This window comes from Desnuesiella massiliensis (genome assembly GCF_001403615.1).
Taxonomy (GTDB): Bacteria; Bacillota; Clostridia; order Clostridiales; family Clostridiaceae; genus Desnuesiella; species Desnuesiella massiliensis.
Window position 1 is genome coordinate 201,845 of the sequence record NZ_LN879456.1, and the last position, 21,319, is coordinate 223,163.

Annotated in this window: 18 protein-coding genes; 8 read left to right on the forward strand and 10 right to left on the reverse strand. The window is 31.6% G+C overall.

Annotated elements, in window-relative coordinates; genetic code table 11:
• Window positions 1-278: 278 nt before the first annotated feature.
• Window positions 279-2,075, forward strand: a complete 1,797-nt coding sequence (locus tag BN2665_RS11685; RefSeq protein ID WP_242865942.1) for a M3 family oligoendopeptidase — start codon at window positions 279-281, stop codon at window positions 2,073-2,075.
• Window positions 2,076-2,154: 79 nt separating this feature from the next.
• Window positions 2,155-2,952, forward strand: a complete 798-nt coding sequence (locus BN2665_RS11690) for a rhomboid family intramembrane serine protease (RefSeq protein WP_055667302.1) — start codon at window positions 2,155-2,157, stop codon at window positions 2,950-2,952.
• 39 nt (window positions 2,953-2,991) lie between these two features.
• On the opposite strand, the gene BN2665_RS11695 is transcribed toward BN2665_RS11690, so the two are convergent.
• The 4 genes from BN2665_RS11695 to BN2665_RS11710 all read right to left on the reverse strand — a co-directional run bounded on the left by BN2665_RS11695 (window position 2,992) and on the right by BN2665_RS11710 (window position 7,364).
• On the reverse strand, window positions 2,992-4,338 hold the full coding sequence (locus BN2665_RS11695; protein ID WP_055667303.1) for an ABC transporter permease: 1,347 nt from the start codon (window positions 4,336-4,338) through the stop codon (window positions 2,992-2,994).
• A 4-nt stretch (window positions 4,339-4,342) separates the two neighbouring features.
• The gene (locus tag BN2665_RS11700; protein ID WP_055667304.1) at window positions 4,343-5,008 is read right to left on the reverse strand and encodes an ABC transporter ATP-binding protein; all 666 of its coding nucleotides are present in this window, start codon (window positions 5,006-5,008) and stop codon (window positions 4,343-4,345) included.
• A gap of 183 nt (window positions 5,009-5,191) precedes the next feature.
• Window positions 5,192-6,679, reverse strand: coding sequence for a sensor histidine kinase (locus BN2665_RS11705; RefSeq protein ID WP_055667305.1), 1,488 nt, complete (start codon window positions 6,677-6,679; stop codon window positions 5,192-5,194).
• A 1-nt stretch (window position 6,680) separates the two neighbouring features.
• On the reverse strand, window positions 6,681-7,364 hold the full coding sequence (locus BN2665_RS11710; RefSeq protein WP_055667306.1) for a response regulator transcription factor: 684 nt from the start codon (window positions 7,362-7,364) through the stop codon (window positions 6,681-6,683).
• Between the two features lie 206 nt (window positions 7,365-7,570).
• Between BN2665_RS11710 and BN2665_RS11715 the strand changes: the two genes are divergently transcribed.
• The 3 genes from BN2665_RS11715 to BN2665_RS11725 all read left to right on the forward strand — a co-directional run bounded on the left by BN2665_RS11715 (window position 7,571) and on the right by BN2665_RS11725 (window position 11,878).
• Window positions 7,571-8,071, forward strand: coding sequence for a TspO/MBR family protein (locus tag BN2665_RS11715; protein ID WP_055667307.1), 501 nt, complete (start codon window positions 7,571-7,573; stop codon window positions 8,069-8,071).
• A 147-nt stretch (window positions 8,072-8,218) separates the two neighbouring features.
• A complete protein-coding gene (locus tag BN2665_RS11720; RefSeq protein WP_055667308.1) occupies window positions 8,219-9,379 on the forward strand; it encodes an amidohydrolase in 1,161 nt (386 codons plus the stop codon).
• Window positions 9,380-9,664: 285 nt separating this feature from the next.
• Window positions 9,665-11,878 (forward strand): type IA DNA topoisomerase, encoded by a 2,214-nt coding sequence (locus BN2665_RS11725; RefSeq protein WP_055667309.1) that lies wholly within the window; start codon window positions 9,665-9,667, stop codon window positions 11,876-11,878.
• Between the two features lie 274 nt (window positions 11,879-12,152).
• On the opposite strand, the gene BN2665_RS11730 is transcribed toward BN2665_RS11725, so the two are convergent.
• A complete protein-coding gene (locus tag BN2665_RS11730; protein ID WP_055667310.1) occupies window positions 12,153-12,860 on the reverse strand; it encodes an LrgB family protein in 708 nt (235 codons plus the stop codon).
• A gap of 12 nt (window positions 12,861-12,872) precedes the next feature.
• Window positions 12,873-13,217 carry a CidA/LrgA family protein gene (locus tag BN2665_RS11735; protein ID WP_055667311.1) on the reverse strand — a complete coding sequence of 115 codons (345 nt, stop codon included), beginning with the start codon at window positions 13,215-13,217 and terminating at the stop codon, window positions 12,873-12,875.
• 232 nt (window positions 13,218-13,449) lie between these two features.
• On the opposite strand from BN2665_RS11735, the gene BN2665_RS11740 reads away from it, so the two are divergent.
• Window positions 13,450-15,828 carry a VIT and vWA domain-containing protein gene (locus BN2665_RS11740; RefSeq protein WP_055667312.1) on the forward strand — a complete coding sequence of 793 codons (2,379 nt, stop codon included), beginning with the start codon at window positions 13,450-13,452 and terminating at the stop codon, window positions 15,826-15,828.
• A 69-nt stretch (window positions 15,829-15,897) separates the two neighbouring features.
• Here BN2665_RS11740 and BN2665_RS11745 read toward each other — a convergent pair whose 3' ends face one another.
• From BN2665_RS11745 to BN2665_RS11760, 4 genes are all read right to left on the reverse strand, one after another.
• Window positions 15,898-16,722, reverse strand: coding sequence for a tetratricopeptide repeat protein (locus BN2665_RS11745; protein ID WP_055667313.1), 825 nt, complete (start codon window positions 16,720-16,722; stop codon window positions 15,898-15,900).
• Window positions 16,723-16,891: 169 nt separating this feature from the next.
• A complete protein-coding gene (locus BN2665_RS11750; RefSeq protein WP_055667314.1) occupies window positions 16,892-17,689 on the reverse strand; it encodes an ABC transporter permease in 798 nt (265 codons plus the stop codon).
• Complete coding sequence (locus BN2665_RS11755) at window positions 17,682-18,446, reverse strand: ABC transporter ATP-binding protein (protein ID WP_055667315.1); 765 nt, start codon at window positions 18,444-18,446, stop codon at window positions 17,682-17,684. Before BN2665_RS11755 ends, BN2665_RS11750 begins: the two co-directional genes overlap by 8 nt.
• 21 nt (window positions 18,447-18,467) lie before the next feature.
• Window positions 18,468-19,490 carry an ABC transporter substrate-binding protein gene (locus BN2665_RS11760; protein ID WP_055667316.1) on the reverse strand — a complete coding sequence of 341 codons (1,023 nt, stop codon included), beginning with the start codon at window positions 19,488-19,490 and terminating at the stop codon, window positions 18,468-18,470.
• Window positions 19,491-20,430: 940 nt separating this feature from the next.
• Here BN2665_RS11760 and BN2665_RS11765 point away from each other — a divergent pair.
• On the forward strand, window positions 20,431-20,994 hold the full coding sequence (locus BN2665_RS11765) for a GNAT family N-acetyltransferase (RefSeq protein WP_055667317.1): 564 nt from the start codon (window positions 20,431-20,433) through the stop codon (window positions 20,992-20,994).
• Window positions 20,995-21,022: 28 nt separating this feature from the next.
• Window positions 21,023-21,304, forward strand: coding sequence for a GNAT family N-acetyltransferase (locus BN2665_RS11770; protein ID WP_055667318.1), 282 nt, complete (start codon window positions 21,023-21,025; stop codon window positions 21,302-21,304).
• Window positions 21,305-21,319: the final 15 nt, after the last annotated feature.

A 21,319-nucleotide genomic window follows, 5' to 3' on the forward strand; every position in this document is an offset into this window, starting at 1 on the left:
ATTTTGTGTAATACTGCGTCCACAGAACCCACTAATAGCCCCACTATCAATGGAACCTGTGTCCTTGTCTTACGCAAAATATACTTTGCATCTTTGACTAGTTATTTTTTTTACGATGCCTTAAATGAAAAACATGTTCTTAGTATTAAATTTTATAAGAGGCTGTGAAAAAAGGTACTCTATAGGTTTCGCTACACCGCACGTGGGGTCCCACCAGCGGCCTGCGAAAAAGATCGCCTATGTTTTTCACATCCTCCTATTGATAATGGAGGTATTATATGGAAAGTAATGTTTTAAATATGACTTGGAGTCTAAAGGAACTTTATGACGGGTTTAATTGCAAGGAGTTTCAGCAAGACTTAAATACTCTAGAAGCAGTTATTAATACACTTAATGATTACAGCAAAATTAATTTTACTGACTATTCTAATAGTAACATTAAAATAGAAGAGTTTATTAATATACAAAATAATTTTTATAAGCTATATAATAAATTATGGGGATTTGCAAGTTTAACTTCCTCGGCGGATGCTGCTAACGGTGAAGCCCAGAAGGCTATGGAGATTCTTCAAAATAAACACACAAAAATAGTAAAGACCTTAGTAAGCTTTAATAAATGGCTAAGAGGTATAGATAATTTAGAGGAGATAATAAAGAGCTCTGAACCATTAAAAATGCATGAATTTTATTTAAAGGAAGTATCAAAAAATAGTAAGTATATGCTAGAGGAAGCGGAAGAGATAGTATTAACGAAGATGAAGCTAACCGGATCTAATTCTTGGGAGAAGCTACAAAAAAACTTAACTTCTAATCATTTAGTAGACATTGATATTGATGGTGTAGAGAAAAAATTACCCTTAACCGTAATAAAAAACATGTTATTCGAAGGAGAGAGGGAGCTAAGAAAAAGGGCTTATGAAGCGGAGCTTAACAGCTATAAGGCTATAGAGGAACCTATAGCAGCGGCTTTGAATGGCATAAAGGGGGAAGTTATTACTATATGTAATCTAAAAGGCTATAAATCTCCTCTTCACTATACCCTAGAGAGTTCAAGGATGAGTGAAAAGAATCTAGAAGCTATGTTAACTGTCATGAGAGAAAGTTTAGTTAATTTTAGAAAGTATTATTTAACCAAAGCAAAGGTTTTGGGTTATGATGGTCCTTTGGCCTATTATGATGTCTTTGCTCCTATAGGAAACAGCCAAAAGAAATATAGTTATGAGGAAGCTAAGGAGTTTATAGTAGAAAACTTTAACTCTTACTCAAAAAAACTAGGGGACTTTGCAAAAAACGCTTTTGAAAAAAGATGGATAGATGCAGAACCAAGAAGGGGAAAAAGAGGAGGAGCCTTTTGCAATAATCTTCATTCCATAGGAGAAAGCAGAATTTTATGTACCTTTACCGGAAGCTTTAAAAATATATCTACTTTGGCTCATGAATTAGGGCATGGATATCATGGTCATATTTTGAAGAATGAAAGTTATTTAAATAGTAAATATCCAATGCCTATTGCTGAAACTGCATCTTTATTTTGCGAAACCATAGTAAGAAATGCTGCTATAAAAAACTGTGATGAAAAAACAGCCTTCAGTATTTTAGATGGTGAGTTGACTAATTGTGGACAAGTTATAGTAGATATTTATAGTAGATTTTTATTTGAAGATGAATTATTCAGAAGAAGAGAACATAGCTCATTATCATCAAAAGAAATTAATGAATTAATGCTTTGGGCTCAAAAAGAAGCCTATGGGGATGCTATAGATTCTAGCACATTAAATCCATATGCTTGGATAAATAAGCCTCATTATTATTATGCTGAAAGAAATTATTATAATTTTCCTTATGCTTTCGGATTATTATTTGCCAAAGGATTATATAGAGAATATTGTATAAAAGAAAGCTCTTTTGTGGAACAATATGATAAATTATTATCTTTCACTGGAAAATCTTCCATTGAGGATCTAGGTAGGGTTATGAACATTGATCTAAATGACTTGGACTTTTGGAAAAGCTCCATGGAAATGGTTAATAAAGATATAGAAAAATATATTGCGCTAGCAAATAAATTAGTCTAGCAATATTTTATGTGTATTAGAAATTATTTCTATGTTATAATATAGAGATGACTATTACATTTTAAAGGGGCTGATAATTTTGAGATGGCTAGATAAATTAGAAAGAAAGCTTGGAAAGTTTGCTATAAGTAATCTGATAACTTTCATTGTAATGATGAATGCCTTTGTATATATAATTGTAGCTATGGGAGGTCAAGAGGCATATTATCATATGCTATTGCTTAAACCGGATTTAGTAATGCAAGGAGAGGTGTGGAGACTTTTTACCTTTGTGTTTATTCCACCACTAGTATCTCCCTTTTGGATAGTATTTACTTTATATTTTTACTATCTAGCAGGGAAAGGATTGGAGCAGGCTTGGGGAAGTTTTAAGTTTAATATATATTATCTTTTTGGTGTATTAGCTACTATAGCAATTTCATTTATAACTAAAGAGAGTGCTAATTCAGCCTATATTAATCTTTCCCTATTCTTAGCTTTTGCAAGGATATATCCAGATTATGAAATACTTTTGTTTTTTGTTTTACCTATTAAAGTAAAGTATATGGCCTATTTAAACTGGATTTATATAGTATACGCTGTAGTCACTGCATCTAATTGGCATATTAGACTTATAGCTTTAGCACCGGTGATTAACTTCTTAATATTCTTTGGGAAAGAATTGATACAGCAATGGTTTTTTAGATCAAAGGCCTTAAACAATAAAGCTAGATTTGTAAGCAAGACTATAACTAAAAGCAGCAGTATACATAAATGTACAGTATGCGGCATTACAGAAAAGGTTGATCCAGATATGGAATTTAGATATTGCTCTAAGTGTAATGGACATCATGAGTATTGCAGTGAGCACTTAAGGGATCACGAGCACATTACTTAAGCTTAAATGAAAAAAGCGACCACCGTCGCTTTTTTCTTATTATTCGTATCTTAAAGATTCTACAGGATCTAATTTAGAGGCCTTTGAAGCAGGGTAAAGTCCAGCTAACACAGAGATTAATATGGCGAAGCCAATGGTAATTAAAATCAACCATAGAGGTGTAGAGAAAAAGTTTGGGATATCTTTTACTCCTTTAGATTTAAGATATATGTCTAAAGCTATTTTTATGATTTTAGCGTTTACAAAGCTAAAGAATAATCCAAGGATACCGCCTAGAAAGCCAATAGCTCCAGATTCGGTTATAAATAATAATTTAATATCTTTGCTTGAAGCACCGATAGCCTTCATAATACCTATAGAGCGAGTTCTTTCATATATGGACATGGTCATGGTATTTATTACACCTATGGAAGCAACGAAAATAATTATTATACCTATTACTGATAATACTGCTTGAATAATGGAGAAAATTGATTTTATTCCTTTTATCATGGATTGAATACTGGTGACACCATAACCCATATTAGAAATGGCATCGCTAGTTGGGGCTACATCTACTATGTCCTTTACGTTAACTTCAATAGTATCAGGACCTTTAGTGGACTCATAATCTTTTTCTGCTGTAAAATAGGATTGAATTTTATAGGCTTCTTTTATTGGTATAACTATCTTATCGCCAAGATCAAATTTACTATTAATAATTCCAACAATTTTAAATTTAAAGGTCTGATTACTAGTATTCTTTACTCCCATATCCTCATTTAATGGAAGTGATATGGTTAATTCCTTATTAATTACTGAATTAAAGTCTTTTATGCCCCTCTTCTCTAAAAATTTTTCACCAACTAAAGCAGTGGCAGCATCGGATTTTTCTAGATTTCTTCCAAAGGTGATAGGGTTAAGTGAATTGTTTTTCTCTTTTAACCTTACAGTATCGATTTGTGATTTTTGAAATATAGAATAATCTAAGTCTATTCCAAGCAGAGAAGAGGTTTTCTTTATAACTCCGTCTATTTCAACATTTGCTTTAGCAAACTTACTCATAACACTTATTTCATCTACCTTAGGTAGGGCTTTTATAGCTTCGATGGTACTTTTATCTATGAACTTAAATTTAGGCTCAAAGGCTTCTAGAGACTCTTCATCATCTAAATCAGTGGAAATCTTAGCATTCTCATCTACCTTATAAGGGCTTACAGTTATAGAGGTGCCAGGAGTATTTGCTTTTAAAGCATCTATCACTATCTTTTGAACGCCTACTCCTAGGCTTACCATTAATATGATTAACATAGTACCAATAGATACTGCAAAGGCAGTTAAAAAAGTTCTGGTTTTTCTCCTTTTTAGATTTTTAAAAGCTGTATTTATATAATCCTTAAATTTCATGTTTTTATGCCTCCTCAATTAAACCATCTTTGATTTTTATTACTCTATCTGCATAACGGGCCTCGTTCATATTGTGAGTTACCATAACGATGGTATAACCTTGCTTTTTGAAGTTCTGTAATATATCCATAATATTCTTACCAGTTTTAGAATCTAGATTTCCTGTAGGTTCATCAGCAAGTATTATTTTAGGTTTATTCACTAAAGCCCTAGCTATACTTACTCTTTGCTTTTGTCCACCTGACATCTCTGTGGGCTTATGATTTGCTCTGTCAGATAAATCTACTAGCTTTAATGTTTCAAAAGCCTGAATCTTTCTTTCCTTTTGTCCAACTCCTGAAAACATCATGGGCATCATTATATTTTCTAAGGCAGTTAAAGTGGGCTCTAGGTTAAAGGATTGAAAAACAAAACCGATTTTTTCATTTCTAAACTTTGACATTTTACTATCCTTCAATTTACTTATGTCTTCACCATCAATTATTACAGAGCCTTTTGTAGGTGTATCTAAGCCGCCTATTAAATTCATCAAGGTTGACTTGCCGGAGCCAGAAGGACCTACTATGGCAACGAATTCGCCTTTTTCTATATTTACACTTACGTTATTTAGTACTGTAAGTCTTTCATTACCCATATTATAGGTTTTAAAAGCATTTACTACTTTAATCATGTTAATTCCTCCATTGTTTTATTTAAGCTTTTTACTACTATTTAAGAATAACAGCCTTTTCTTAAATGGCTCTTATGCATATCTTAAATAGAACTTAAATATATAGTTACTAAAAGTAAATAAAATTACTCATCAAAATAAAAAAGTTTTCGTTATAAAATCATAACGAAAACTCATGCTTCATTAACTTTTTAAAATAATAGTAAATTTAGAACCAAGATTTGAGGAGCTCTCTAAGCATAATTCTCCACCATGCTTATTGATGATTGATTTGCTTATAGCTAAGCCTAAGCCTGTGCCTCCGCTTTTAGAATTACGGGCACTATCCACTCTTACAAAAGGGCTGAATATTTCTTCTTTTAATTCTTCTGGGATACCTATGCCGTCATCTTCAATAATTAATTCAAAGTAGGGTTCTTTAATAATAGCTCTAATAAGTAACTTAGTACCTTGAGGATTGTATTTAATAGAATTTAATATTATATTACTTAAGGCCCTATCTAAATGTTTTTCGTCAAAGGCTATGTAAAAACTCTCTTCAGGGATATTAAAGTCATAAATAAAATTCTTTTCCTCAATTAAGGGTATATAAGAAGCAATTAATTCACGGATAAACTCGCAAATGTCACTGCTCTTTAGCTTTAACTGAAAGTCGTTACTTTGTAATTTTGAAAACTCAAATAAATCTGTAATAAGATTATTAGCCCTTACACTATTGCTATGTATAACATTTAAATACTTTAGTCTTTCTTCTATTTCTATATCAGGATTTTTAGTAAGCAAATCCGAATATCCCATAATGCTTGATAATGGATTTTTTAGATCATGAGAGATATCGAGAATTAATCTTCTTCTATTTTCTTCTGATTTCTCTTTAAGGTTTCTTTCCAATTCTATTTTTTCTGCCATGGTATTAAAGGCGTCTCTTAATTCACCGAATTCATTTTCAGATTTTAGCATTATTCTTGTACTAAAATCGCCCTCAGACAATTTTTTTGCACCCTGAGTTAATATTTTTAAAGGAACAATAAAATTCTTAGAGGATACTCTAGAGAAAATTATGAAGACTAATACTAAGATAAAAATTCCAGTAAATAGAGCTACTAAGAAAAAATGCTTAGGCTTTAATGAATGAAGTTTTATATTAGAATTTTCATAGGCAGCCTTAGGTATTGCCACCACAAGCAAGAAATCCTTGTTTTTATTGTATGCTAACCTATAAATAAAGGAAGCATCTTTTGCAGCATTATCATTTTTAGTGTAGGTTTCGGGATTTAAATCAAAATTAATTGATGGTCCTTCGTCCTTTTTAGACATCATGCTGTTAGATTCAAAAATTTTGTTGTAATCTTCTATGAGATATTTTTCTTTTTTATTAGGTATACCTCCCTTTTGATATATAACATTATGATTTTTATCTATAACCTCTATATATCCATTAAGCTTTTCTATTTCCGAGGTGTCAATAGCGGTGTAATCATCCTTCATAATATTATAAGCATTTTCTAAGGAAGCCATCTCAATGTTAAAATACAGGACTATAGATAATATAATAGTTATAGTTATACCAATTATTAATATAAGAGTTATTATGAAGTAGGACAGTATATAGTTTTTTAGCAGTACATTAGCTAAAGTTCCTCTTTTTTTTCTTTTAAATATACCTCTCATACTATACCTTTTCCAGCTTATAGCCTATACCTCTTATAGTTTTTAAATAGGTAGGGTTTCTAGGGTTATCTTCGATCTTTTCCCTTATATGGCTAATATGAACCATGATAGTATTATCATCACCATAATAGGGCTCCTGCCACACTATTTCATATAATTGCTTTTTTGTATATACTTTGCCTACATTTTCCATTAGCAGCTCTAGAATTCTATATTCCTTAGCATTAAGTTCAAGGAGAACCTCACCCTTATGTATTGTAAAGCTTTCTTTGTTTAAAGTTAAATCTCCTAGTGAAAGCAAATTATTGTTCTTGCCATTGGTGTATCTATAATATCTTCTCAATTGTGCCTGAACTCTTGCCATAAGCTCAATGGGGCTAAAAGGCTTTACCATGTAATCATCTGCACCTAAGCCCAGACCTAGTATTTTATCATTATCCTCACTTCTGGCAGTTAAGAATATTACAGGAATATCACTACTTTCTCTAATCTTTCTTACTACAGTAAATCCATCTAATTTAGGCATCATCACATCTAATATAGCTATATCTATTTTTTCTCCAGAAAGTATATTTAAAGCTTCTATTCCATCAGCTGCCTGAAAAACGTTAAAGCCTTCCTTATTTAAGTGGAGAGCCACTAAATCTCTTATATCCTGTTCATCTTCTGCAATTAAAATATTCATAAAATCACCTCTTAATTTTAGTGTAGAAATCATAATAATTTTTATTATATAGTTTTTTGTATTAAAAGGAAAGAGATAATAAACTTATTGGTACAAGGGAATTGTACACTATATAAGATTTCCGTTCGATAAATTTCATAGTAAGTATAAAATATTATAAAAATCATATTATTAGTAATAGATATTTGAGCATGGGGGCGATTATAATGAAAAATATCTTTAAGGCAAATGGGAAATATGATATTGGAGCCTTAATAATAAGCTTGTTAATTTCAGAAGGATTGGGATTTGTAGCAAGGAAGTTTACACCTAACTCTAGTGAAATTTATAAAAACTTAGCAAAACCTTTTTTTTCTCCACCTACTTTGGTTTTTGGAGTAGTGTGGCCTATATTATATGCTTTAATGGCTATTGCAGCTTACCGAATTTGGCTTAAGGGAAAGGAAGGGAAGAATGTAAGGAAAGCTTTGGTTTTATATACTATTCAATTAATATTAAATTTTTTATGCACCTTTATATTCTTTCAATATCAGCTTTTTGGGCTAGCCTTTATAGAAATTTTATTCCTTTTAATATTTATAATACTCACTACCATAGAATTTTTTAAAGTGGACAAAATATCGGGAATTTTAATGCTTCCTTATACTCTATGGGTAGCCTTTGCAGCGGTATTAAACTATTTTATTTGGGTGTTTAATGAAATGTAGAATAATGTAGTATGCATTGCAAAGTGATAATAGTATTTGCACTGATGCAGTACAGAATTAGTGCTATTGGATAAAAAAGTAAGAGGAAAACAAATGTTATAATAGAATAAATTCCTATAACAACATTTATAAAAAGGGGGAATACAAATGTTAATTAAAAATGGTAAAGTATATACCATGACAGGAAAAATATATGACAATGGTTGTATCTCTATTGAAAATGGAAGAATCAAAGCTCTAGGTGAAAACATAGAACCCTTAGAAGGAGAAGAAATAATTGATGCTAAGGGAGGATGGATTTTACCAGGAATAATAGATGCTCATAGTCATATTGGTGCTATTGAAGCTAATATGGGCTTTGAAGGCAGTGATATCAACGAAATGACAGATCCAATAACTCCTCAACTTAGAGCTCTAGATGCGGTAAATCCTATGGATGAGGCTTTTCAAAAGGCTATAAAGGGCGGTATAACTTCTGTGATGACAGGCCCAGGCAGTGCTAATGTGATGGGCGGACAATTTGTGGCCATGAAGACCTATGGTAAATGCATAGACCAAATGGTTATAAAAGCTCCTGCTGCTGTGAAAGTGGCTTTTGGAGAGAACCCTAAGAGAGTTTACAATGGAAAAGGAAAGATGCCTAGCACAAGAATGGCCACTGCAGCTTTATTGAGACAAACTCTTCTAGAAGCAAAAAATTATAAAGAGAAGAAGGAGAGAGCTTTAGAAAAAGGAGAATTTTTTGAAGCAAACTTAAAGATGGAATCCTTAATTCCTGTAATGGAAAAGCAAATTCCTTTAAAGGCTCATGCTCATAGAGCAGATGATATATTAACTGCTATAAGAATAGCTAAAGAGTTTGATTTATGGATGACATTAGATCACTGCACAGAAGGACACTTAATAGCAGAGCATATTAAAGCTTCAGGCTTCAATGCTATTGTAGGTCCCACTATGAGCTTTAATTCTAAAATTGAGTTAACTAATAAGTCCTTTACAACTCCGGCAGAGTTAATAAAGGCAGGGGTTAAGGTAGCCATTATGACAGACCACCCAGTAATTGAGCAGCAATATCTTCCTGTCTGTGCAGGACTAGCGGTAAAAGAAGGTTTAAGCTTAGAAGACGGGTTAAAGGCAATAACTATAAATGCAGCGGAGATAGCTAATATAGCAGATAGAGTTGGTAGCTTAGAAGTAGGCAAGGACGCAGATATAGCAATATTTGATGGAAATCCTATGGAGGTATTTACAAAAACTCTATATACTATAATAGATGGAAACATAGTATATGATATTACAAATCAATAGTTTTAGTAAGAATTTTAAGACTGCTTCTTTTTGAGGCAGTTTTTTTACGATGCTTTACTATAAATATTGCATTTGATAGGTTTTTAATACATAAAGTTGAAAGTTTACACCTATATGTATTAGAATAAAAGGTATAAGTACATAATTATCTATAGGAGGATGTGAAAAAAGGTATTCTATAGGTTTCTCTACACCGCGCGTGGAGCCCCACCAGCGGCCCGTGAAAAAGAATACCTATGTTTTTCACATCCTCCTATAAAACAACAACTTAAAAAGAGGTGCTCTATGACGAAACTTATAATAGCAGAAAAGCCTTCAGTAGCGAAGAATATTTCCGATGCCCTAAAAATTAATCAAAGGAAAGATGGGTATTATGAGGGAAAGGACTTTATTGTTACTTGGGCCTTTGGACATTTGCTTCAGCTATATGATGCTAAGGATTATGACAGTAAAATGGCAAAATGGCAAATGAATAACTTTCCTTTTATACCGAAGCAATTTAAATATAAGGTTAAATGCGACCCTGCTCACAAGGATAAAAATGATAAAGGAGCAGAAAAGCAGATTTCTATTATAAAGTCTTTAGTGAATAGAGAAGAGGTAGAAGGCATTATCTCTGCCTGTGACTTTGATAGGGAAGGGCAAATAATTGGAGATATACTAATTAAATATCTAGGAACAAATAAGCCTGTATATAGACTATTGCTTAATGAATGGACAGCAGAGGAAGTGCTTAAAGGGCTAAAAAGCATTAAACCCAATGAACAAATGCAATGTCTTAGAGATGCAGGTATAAGCAGACAATGGGCTGATTGGATTTTAGGTATTAATTTAACCACTGTGACCACATTAAAATTTCAAACTGGTAAAAATGGACCTTTAAACATTGGAAGAGTATTATTACCCACTTTAAAAATAATATATGATAGAGATAAAGAAATTCAAAACTTTATACCAGAAAATTACTTTAAATTATCTGCAGAGTTTAAAACTGCTGCTAATAAAGAATATGAAGGAACCTATATTGAAGATAATGTAGAAAAGTTTGAGGATAAAAGTAAACTGGACCATATTAAAAAGCTTATAGAAGGTAAAAACGGAATTATAGTTGACAAACAAGTTGAAAAGAAAAAGGAGTATCCTCCTTATTTATTCAACCTTTCTAATCTTCAGGGCTATGTCACTAGTAAGTATAAAGGGTGGACATCGGACAAGGTACTAAAAGTAGCACAATCCCTATATGAAAAAAAGTTTATAACCTACCCTAGAACAGCTAGCGTGGTATTAGAAGAGAGTTTAGCAGAAAGAGCAGAGAAGGTGCTTAATTTGCTTAAGATGGGACTACCTTATGAAAAGGAAGTAAGATTTCAAGTTACAAAGCGTATATTTGATAACTCTAAAGTTGAGAGCCATAGCGCTATAACTCCTACTTATATGATGCCAAAAGGATTGACAGCAGATGAACTCATAGTTTATACAGCCATAAAAAGTAGGTTTATAATGCAGTTTATGCCCGTGGCTGAGTTTGAGGAAACCGTTATTATTACAAAAGTTATTGAAGCAGAGATTAAAGGAGTGTTTAGTTCTAAGGGAAAAGTACAGTTAGTGGAGGGATGGAAAAAGGTTGAGAAAATAGAATCTAAAGACACCATACTTCCCTTGGTGCAAATCAATGAAAAGGTTGATTTAGTTCAAAGCAAGATATCTAAACACACTACAAAGCCACCAAAATACCATACGGAAAAAACCTTGTTAAGAGTTATGGAGACTTGCGGAAAGAGCTATAAGGATGAAGAAAATGAAGAGGTAGAAAGTGAAGATATGATGAATGCCATACTAAGCGGTTTTAGTATTGGCACACCTGCCACCAGAGCAGAAACTATTAAGAAATTAAAGGATGTAGGCTATATTTATAGCAAGGAAAAAAATCTCATGTGTACAGAATTAGGAAAAAAGCTTATTGAGATTTTTCCAGTAAAAGATCTATTAGACTTAGAATACACAGGTAGATTAGAGAAAATACTCTATGATATGGAAAAGGGTAAAGTTCAGAAGACACAATTTCTCAGTCATATTTGTAAATTTACCTATAATGCAGTGATGAATATAAAAAATGATAAGAATAAATTGATCTACGCTAATACTAGTGAGGTTAAACCTAGGGAAGCAAGCAAAGCTAAAGTGGACAAATCAACCTTAGAATCCCTAGGAAAATGCCCCTTATGTGGCAATGATATCATAGAAGGAAAGAAGGGCTTTGGCTGTAGCAACTGGAAAAGTGGATGCAAATTTGTACTATGGAAAGAAGACAAATATTTGGAGACACTAAAAAAGAAAATTACAAAAACCATGGTTAAAAAGCTGCTTAAAGATGGAAAAGTATCATCAAAAGGATTAACGGACAAAAATGGTAAGAAATTTAGTGCAGATTTAAGTTATGAAAAAAGTAAAGATAGTAATAATTTTAGTTGGAGAATTAGTAATGTTAGTTATGAATAAAAGTTGTGATGCAACTTTTATTTAAAAGTCTATTCTTTAGCCTTTTTTAATGCACAATTCACAATGAAGGAAATTTTTTTCTCCGCGTAGCGTAGAAAAAATAATAATTTATAAAGTGTGGCTAATGCTTAGCCACGACTTTTAGAGTGGATAAGCCACTAAAAATATAATTATAGATTTTTCGTAGAGAAGCGGAGAAAAATCCTCCATAATTGTGCATTGTGCATTGTGAACTGTGAATTCAAAAAAAGCGACTTCCGTCGCTTTTTTCTTATTATATATTAATAAAAAATCCCAATATCTTTATAACAATTGGCACAAGAAAAACCGTAATAAGTCCTGCCAGTCCTATGGATAAGGAACTCATGGCCCCTTCAGTTTCCCCAAGCTCCATAGCTTTTGTAGTACCTAAGGCATGAGAAGCGGTACCTATGGCAATCCCCATGGATACCTTGTCTTTAATTTTAAATACTTTACAAATAAAAGGAGCTATTATAGAACCTATGATTCCAGTAATTATAATTGATACTACAGTAATAGAAGGTATTCCATTTAACTGCTTAGTAATTTCTACACCTATAGGCACGGTAACGGATTTAGGGGCTAAGGATTTTACTATAGTCATATCTAAGCCTAGAGCATAAGATAACAATATTATGCATATAATTCCAGTGAAACTACCAGCTACTATTCCGAGAATTATAGCCAAAGCATTCCTTTTTAATAAAGCTAGCTTTTTGTAAAGAGGCACTGCTAAAATAACGGTAGCAGGTCCTAGGAAAAAGGAAATAAAATCTCCTCCCTTACTATAACTTTCGTAGCTTATGTTAAATTTTAAAAGTACAAATATTATTAATAGCTGACTTATAAGAAGGGGATTTAAAATAGCTATTTTATATTTCTTATTTAAATAACAGCCAATTTCAAAACATATTAATGAAAGTAATATGCCAAACAGAGGAGAGTCGATTATCTTTAGCATTTAAACACATCCTTATTCAGTTTTTTTAAGAGCTTGCACAACTAGGCCTGAAACTACCATAACTATTATAGTAGTTATAAAACAAACTATTAAAATTTTAATCCAGTTCCCTCTTAGTATACCTAGAGCTGTTATTAAGCCAACTCCAGCAGGTACAAAGAAAAAGGCTAGATGATCTAATAAAAAATTAGTTATATTTTCTATAGCCTCAACTTTTATTATTTTTGTGCTAAGACATAAAAGCAACAATATCATAGCTATTATGTTGCCTGGAATAGGTAGTTTAAACAAGTTATGAATAAATTCACCTATAAAGTATAAAAATAATATGATTGAAAGCTCTCTTAATATTTTCATTTTTCACCTCAAATTAAAAAAGTCTATACTTATAATGTATCATCTTTTTTTGTTAAATCTTTATTTAATTGAAAAGGTAAAATATAAAGAAAATTTAAACAATATAATAAATAGTAAATATTTAATTAACATTAGCTTTTAAAAGAGGAAAGAATAAATAATGCGTAGAATATTTAAAATATAAAATATTCAAATAATTTCAAATTTCAGAGCGTTGAAAGGAGAATTAGTTATGGTTAAATATGGATTATACAATGGGCAAGAAATTCAAGATTCTGATGTTATTTTAAGGCAGGTTTCTATAAACGGAAGTGTGTGTGGAGAGTTTGTAGAGTTTTCTATTGCACAAATGTATGAAAATAAAGGAGAAAGTCATATCGACGGAGTTTATATATTTCCAATACCTGATACGGCTGTAATTACTGGCTTTGAAGCTATGCTTGGGGGAAAAACCTTAAAAGCTTTAGTGGAGGATAGAAGAGAGACAGAAAAAATGTTTCTTGAAGGGGTGCAAAACGGTTTGAACCCTATTACTATAGAAAGTTATGAAGAAAATATATTTAAGATCTCCATTGGCAGCATAATGCCTGGAGAAACGGTGAAGATAACTGTATCTTATTTAGACCAATTATTGTTTGAAAACAATAAATTCAAATTATATCTTCCTGCTATAACTCCCCCTAAAAATATCAATGAGGAGGAAGAAACTAATATAGAAAGTAAGGATTATAAATTTAATTTTAATATGTTGATTGAATCCTTAAGCAAACTAAATATAAGTTCTCCAAGTCATATAATCAATATTCAGAGTGAGAATGATACTCTATATAGAGTTACCTTACATAAGGAAGAAAAATTAGATAAAAACTTTACTTTGATAATGGAAGAAAGTAAAAATAATGAATATAGCGGAATGCTATATAGATATGATGAGGATGATAAGGGGATTTTATATCTAAGAATAATACCTAAATTAGAAGCAGCCTCTGAGGATAGCAGTAAAAATTATATTTTTTTAATGGATTTATCAGAGTCTATGGAAGGGTACAAATTTGAAGAGGCTAAAGATGCTTTAGAATTATGTATAAAGAATTTAGATCAGGGTGATACCTTTAACTTAATTGCTTTTAGTGAAAATTTAAATATATTTTCTGAAGATGGAAATGTAGAATATAGCGAAGATAATGTATATAGGGCTACAGAATGGATTAATAACTTAATTTTAGGTAAGGAAGCCAATATATTTGAGGCTATAAAGGTAGCGCTAAAGAGCAATGAACAGGGAACCATAATATTATTTACCGATGATATGGTGGAAAATGAAAATGAAATACTAGATTTTGTTGAAGCTAATTTAGGAGAAAATCGTATTTTCCCTATAGGTATAGACACTTCTGTAAATAGTTATTTTATAAATAAGCTAGCTCATATAGGCTATGGAAAGCCAGAGTTTATATATCCTGGTGAAAGAATAGATGATATGATTTTAAGACAATTTAATAGAATAAATAACCCTCAATTAGATGTATTGTCTATAGATTGGGGAGCTCTAAAGGTGGAGCAAACCTATCCAAGAACTATTGAGTACTTATATGATAGGGAACCTTTTACCTTCTTTGCCAAAGTAAGAGGAGATATAGGCGGAAAGGTAATAATTAAAGGTAAGGTTGGAGAAAGAGATTATGAAAAGGCCATAGACCTGGATAAAATAGATTTAGAAGGAAGCATAGAATTAATAGAAAAAGCTTGGAGCCGCAAGAGAATTGAATCCATAAGAGAACATATGATGGGTGAAAAAGGTGATAAAGCGGAGGCTATGAGAAGCAAAATTATAGAGATATCTAAGGAATCCAGCATAATAAGCTCAGAAACTTCTTTTATAATGTTAGAGCAAATTGAGGAGCCTGTGCTAGGGATGAGTATAAATAATCTAATACCTGTTAATATTACGGAAGAAGCAATGCAAGATATTTCAGATGCTTACTTCTTAGATTCTCCAAGCTTTTTATATGAAGTAGACTTAAGAGAAATTATGGAGGAGGAAGGTTTAGATAAATATGTAGCAAAAGAGAAAATAAAATATGATAGGGAAAATCTATTAAGAATTATAGCCAAATATCAATCTGTAGATGGAGGATTCTATAATTTTGGAGAAAAGCAGGCATATAAAAAGTTAAACTCTAATGTATTATCCTTATTAGCATTTCTATTGGGTGATGAAGATATAAATATATACATCAATCAAATAAATAAATCCTTAAAATTCATGATAGACTATTTAGATAATGACAGAGCTATGTTTGATGAAAGGATTACAGCACTTTCTCTTATTACCCTAAAACTTGCCCTAGAGGATGATATAGTAAAGCCTAAGTATAATCAAAGTGCATTAGAAGCTGAGACTAAATTAGAGGAGCTTATAAGAGAAAAGAGATATATAGAATCAGAAAGTATATACTCTTGTAAGGACATAAAGGATATGAAAAATATTATTTCATTTGTATTAGGGTTAACAAAAGCTTATAGCAAAGATGCTTACAAAACATTGAATTTAGATGAAAAAAATAACTTAAATGAAATTGCGAAGGTAGCTATAGCTAAAACTTTATAAAATAAAAAGCAATAAAGGTGTTTCCTGTATGAAGAGGAAGCACCTTTATTGCTTTTAGCCTTATAAATTTTAATCATTTATTTCGTTAGATAGCTTATCTAACTCTTGTGATATCTTATCCTTATTTAGGTTGCTTAAAAAGCTTTCTCGGCAGCTTAAAGCCTTTTCAAACATCTCTTTAGCTTCTTCCTTACGATCTCTTTCACTTAAAATTAAGCCATAAAAATAAAAGGGTTCAGCAAAAGTGATAGGTTTTTCTACTAAGTCTTTATATATATTAAAGGCCTTATCCTTTTCACCAAGGAAATAGTAGGTTTCACCTAGATTATCTAATATTATATTATTTGAACTATCATAATCCTGAGCTTCTAAGTTAAATTTTAAAGCCTTATCATAGTCCCCAGTTAAAATTAGTAAGTATCCTAAGCTTTCATAAAGAGTAACACTTTTATATGTATTATAAATCTCTTCCAATATGTCAATAGCGCCTTGTAAATCGTTGTTTTTCCAATGAATTAAAGCTAAGGTCATTTTTGTATTAGATTTCTCCATAGGATCTAAATTCATCTTTAGAACTTTGCCTATAACTTTAGAAGCCTCTTCCACACGACCCTCTCTTAACAACAAATAGCCATAGCCACTTATAACCCTAGGTCTACAGGTTCTAACCTCTGCAGCTTTTTTAAACCATTTTAAGGCTTCCTCTGTATTTCTTTGGCTATATAGCTTGTTACCTTTAATAGAGTAAACAAAATACCTCATAGAATAAACCTTATAGGCAAAGTAGGATAATAAAAATAGATTACCCAATAAGCCTAGATTAAAGCTATAAATTAATACAGCTACTGCCAACACAAAAATGAATTCTAAAAAGGGTTTAGACATCTTAATCATTTTAGTTCCTCCGTCAATATTATTTCTTTCATAAATGCAATGTATGTACTAAGGATATTATACTATGAAAAGGAATTCTTAAACAACTTAAAATTGTTTCAATATAATTAAAATTATGTTTCCCTGCACAAAAAATTTAGAGGGATTCTGCTCCCTCTAAATAATAAGATTAATATTTTTTTCTTAGCTTATTTTCTAATAAGGATACTCCTTTGTACATAGCATAGGCTAAAATTAATAATATGATTATACTCATCATTACCATATCTAGTTGAGAAATTTGGCCGCCGTACACTATTAAGAAACCTAAACCATCCTTAGCTACGAGGAATTCTCCCATGATTACCCCTACCCAAGATAGTCCCACATTAATTTTAAGAGCGGATACTAAAGTAGGTACGGAGGAAGGAATGATTAAATATCTTAAAATTTGAAGCTTATTTGCACCAAAGGTTTGCATCAGCTTTATTTTATCTATATCTACTTCCTTGAAGCCAGAAAGCACACTTATGATGGTTACAATAATGGAAATCAAAAGAGCCATGATGATAATAGCGCTCATTCCATTGCCTACCCAAAAGATTATAATGGGACCTAAAGCTACTTTAGGAAGAGCGTTTAACACAACTAAATAGGGGTCTAATACTTTTTCGACAAAGTCCCACCACCATAGTATAATGGATATTAAAGTGCCTAATAAAGTTCCTAAAACAAAACCCAATATAGTTTCGTAGCAAGTAATTAATATATGCTTAAAAAGTGTACCTTCAGCATAGAATCTACCTATACTTTTTATAATTCTAGAAGGAGTACTGGTTAAGAAAGGATCTATCCACTTGTAATGTCCTGATATCTCCCATATTAAAATGAATAGCACTAGAATTAAAAATCTTGCTAAAGCTACTTTTATCTTATCTCTTTTTATTTTCTTTAAATAATTCTTATGTTCTAAACTATAATTATTCATTTGTATCCAACTCCTTCCATATAGTATTAAAGTATACTCTAAAGTCAGGAGCTTCTCTTCGTTTTAAAGGACTAGTAAAACCATTATCAAAGCTTATATCTAGCTCTCTTTTTAAATAAGCAGGACGTTTTGACATAACGATAATTTTTGAAGAGGTAGATATGGCTTCGGAAATATCATGAGTTACCATCAGTGCAGTTTTTCCTTCCTTCTTGATTATTTCATAAATTTCATCACTAACCTTTAAACGACTTTGATAATCAAGGGCAGAAAAGGGTTCATCTAATAACAGTACTTCAGGATTCAAGGCTAGGGTTCGTATAAGAGCTACCCTCTGCCTCATGCCACCGGATAATTCTGAGGGATGATGAAGTCTAAATTGATACAAGCCATAGGAATTTAGCAGAGCCTTGATTCTTACTTCAGATTCTTTTGTATATTGGTGCTTTATCTTTAACCCTAGGCGAATGTTATCCCAAACTGTAAGCCATTCAAAAAGATGATCCTTTTGAAACATATAACCGATTTTGGGGTTTATGCCTTTTATCTCTTCACCATCTAAGTAGATTTCTCCGCTAGAGGGCTTAATAAGACCGCAAATAATATTAAGAAGAGTAGACTTACCGCAGCCTGAAGGTCCCACTATACTTACAAAATCTCCTTCATCTACATAAAAGCATAGATTTTTAATAGCCTCCGTCTCACCTTTTAAAGAGTGATAATTCATATTGATATCCTTTATTTCTAATTTGTGCATCTTTTTCACCTACTTTTTCGGTTACTTTAAATCCTTGACAACCTTATCTGCAAATTTGTTAGTAACTATATTATTAAAAGGTGGTCTTTGAGGAATTAAATCTGCTTTATAGGATTGAATTATGTCCATCAATCTAATAAAATCTTGCTCTTTAATAGAGGGAGTAGGAGCAAAAGCGTCTATAGAGCGATAGTTTTTAGTTACATTAATTAAAATATCTTCATCGGTTCCAGGAAAGAAGCTGATGATGGCTTTAGCTACTTCTTCATCGCTAGCGCTTAGTACCCATTTTTGGCCCTTGTATATAGCTCTAGTGAATTTTTCAATTAAATCTGGATTTTTATCAATATACTCTTTTGTAGCCATAAAGCAAGTATAAGGAATAGTGCCTGCGGACTTACCTACAGATTCTACTATATAGCCAGCTTTTTCCTTAGTTAGCATACTGCCATTAGGTTCGAATAGGGCAACATAATCTCCAGTTCCCCCTTTAAAGGCTCCGGTAGTAGCTGCAAAAGCAATGTTGGTTATTACATCCACATCTTTTCCAGGCTCTAATCCTTTGCTTCTTAGCACATATTCTAAGGACATTTCAGGCATTCCACCAGGTCTTCCACCTACTAGAGTTTTGCCTTTAAGACTTTCCCATTTAAAGTTTGTTTCAGGCTGCCTACCAACTATAAAAGAACCATCCTTCTGAGTAAGCTGTGCAAATACTATAGGATAGTTTTCCCTTTGTTGATTATAGATATATATAACTTGCTCAGGGCCGCAGAAGCCTATTTCCGCACCACCACTTATAACTTGCTGTATGGTTTTATCTGCACCCTGACCTGTGGAAAGATCTATATCTAACCCCTCTTCTTTAAAAAAGCCCTTATTTATAGCTGCGTACATAGGGGCATAAAATACGGATCTAGTCACTTCGTTAAGTCTAATTTTTACAAGGTCCTTTTGTTTAGTATCTTTCTTGCAGGAAATTAGGGATAGAGGTAGAATTAACGCTAATACTAAAACAAGAATACTAATAAATTTGTTTTTCATTCAAATTCCTCCTGTAAATGTAATTTAGTTTATAATATGTGAAGAGGAGTTGAAATGTTAATATAAAAGATATGTGTGAATAGTAAATTAAAAATAATAGTAACTATTAACTGATATTTATTGCTAAAGATATATAGTATTAGCGAATTCTAAATATCTAGAAATTTCTAAAAATTATTGACTATTGTAAAAATATATAATATTATCAATATAACGACATTAAAAAGTCGTTACAAAAAAATACTTAATATTAAAGGAGATAGGAAGAATGATTATGTTGTTTCAATACTAATAAATTAAAAGTCTAATAATAAAATCATAGTGAAAATACTTTAAGTAGAAATGTTTTTGTAAACTATCTATTTAGGTTTATTTATTATGACTTCTAGGATTTTAATTATATAGAGTATGAACAACATCAATTACAATTCTTTAATTTTCATTAATATTACAGTAAGTTATAAAAGCGATAGGTAGTGATTAGAGTGGTTATAATTAAATATATCTACTTGTATATTTAATTGCACCTTAGCTTTGTCTTGCTTAATAATAGTTTGAAAGGAAAGTTGTGTTGTTTTTGATAACACAACTTTTTATTTTAGATCAATATATGGTAGATATTTATCCATAGTAATACTATATTAGTGGCTTCTACAGGGAAATAAAGGTGAAACTTAACTTATACATGTTCCAAAATGCCAATCTTCAAGAGATTATGGACATATATAAATTAATATTTAATTAAAGAAGCAGCCCTTAGTTTTACTAAAAAAATTTGGATAAAACCATATATAACAATGGAATTTAAAAGGATGTAGATGGAAGTATGTTCATCTGCATCCTTAATTTTTTTGAAGGGGAGGAAGTTTATAAATTTTGAGGATTGAGCAGGAAAAATGAATAACATTAGTTGATAAGTATTTTAATAAGGGGGATGAATATGAATAAAAGCTGTTTTGAGGTTTTTCCGGTGATTGAAACAGAAAGGTTATTTCTTCGTGAAATCAATCCATGGGATGTGAAAAATATCTTTGAAATACTCAGTGATGCTGAGGTGGCAAAATATGATTGGTTTTATCCAATAAAATCTCAGCATGATGCAATGAAATTTATTTCTAGATATAGTGATGAATTTCAGCAGCAAGAAGAGATAACTTGGGGCATTGCATTAAAAGAAAACAATAAACTAATTGGTATTTGCTGCTTAGGTGACTTTGTGGAGGAGGCTAGGAGGTGCGAAATAGGTTATGACATAATGAGATCACAATGGAATAAAGGATATGCTGCAGAAGCCATAAAAGCAATTGTAGATTTTGCATTTAAAACTATGAATTTAAATAGGATAGAGGCATTTATAACGCCAGGAAATGATGCATCTGTGAGGGTTTTAAGAAAGGTCAATTTTACGCAGGAGGGCATTGTGAGAGAACGTGACTTAATAAAAGGTAAATTAGAAGATGGGATAATAATGGCAATTTTAAAGAAAGATTATATGCAAAATTAAAGATAAACATAAGTAAGGAGCGAAAATTATGAGGATTGAAAGAAATGAAAAAATAGATTTAATAGAATTAAATGAATTATTGAGTACCCTAGGCTGGGGAATAAAAGACGTAGATAAATTAGAGAATTCCTTAAAGCTGTCCTGGGGATGGATAACAGCACGTGATGAAAATAATAACTTAATAGGCTTCGTTCAAATACTTTCAGATGGAATTAAACATGCCTATATTTTAAGGTTGCTAGTTCATAAAGAATATCAAGGTCAAGGCATAGGAACTAAAATTATTGAGAATATGCTTCAGTGGGATTAATTAGGTGTGCTTAAT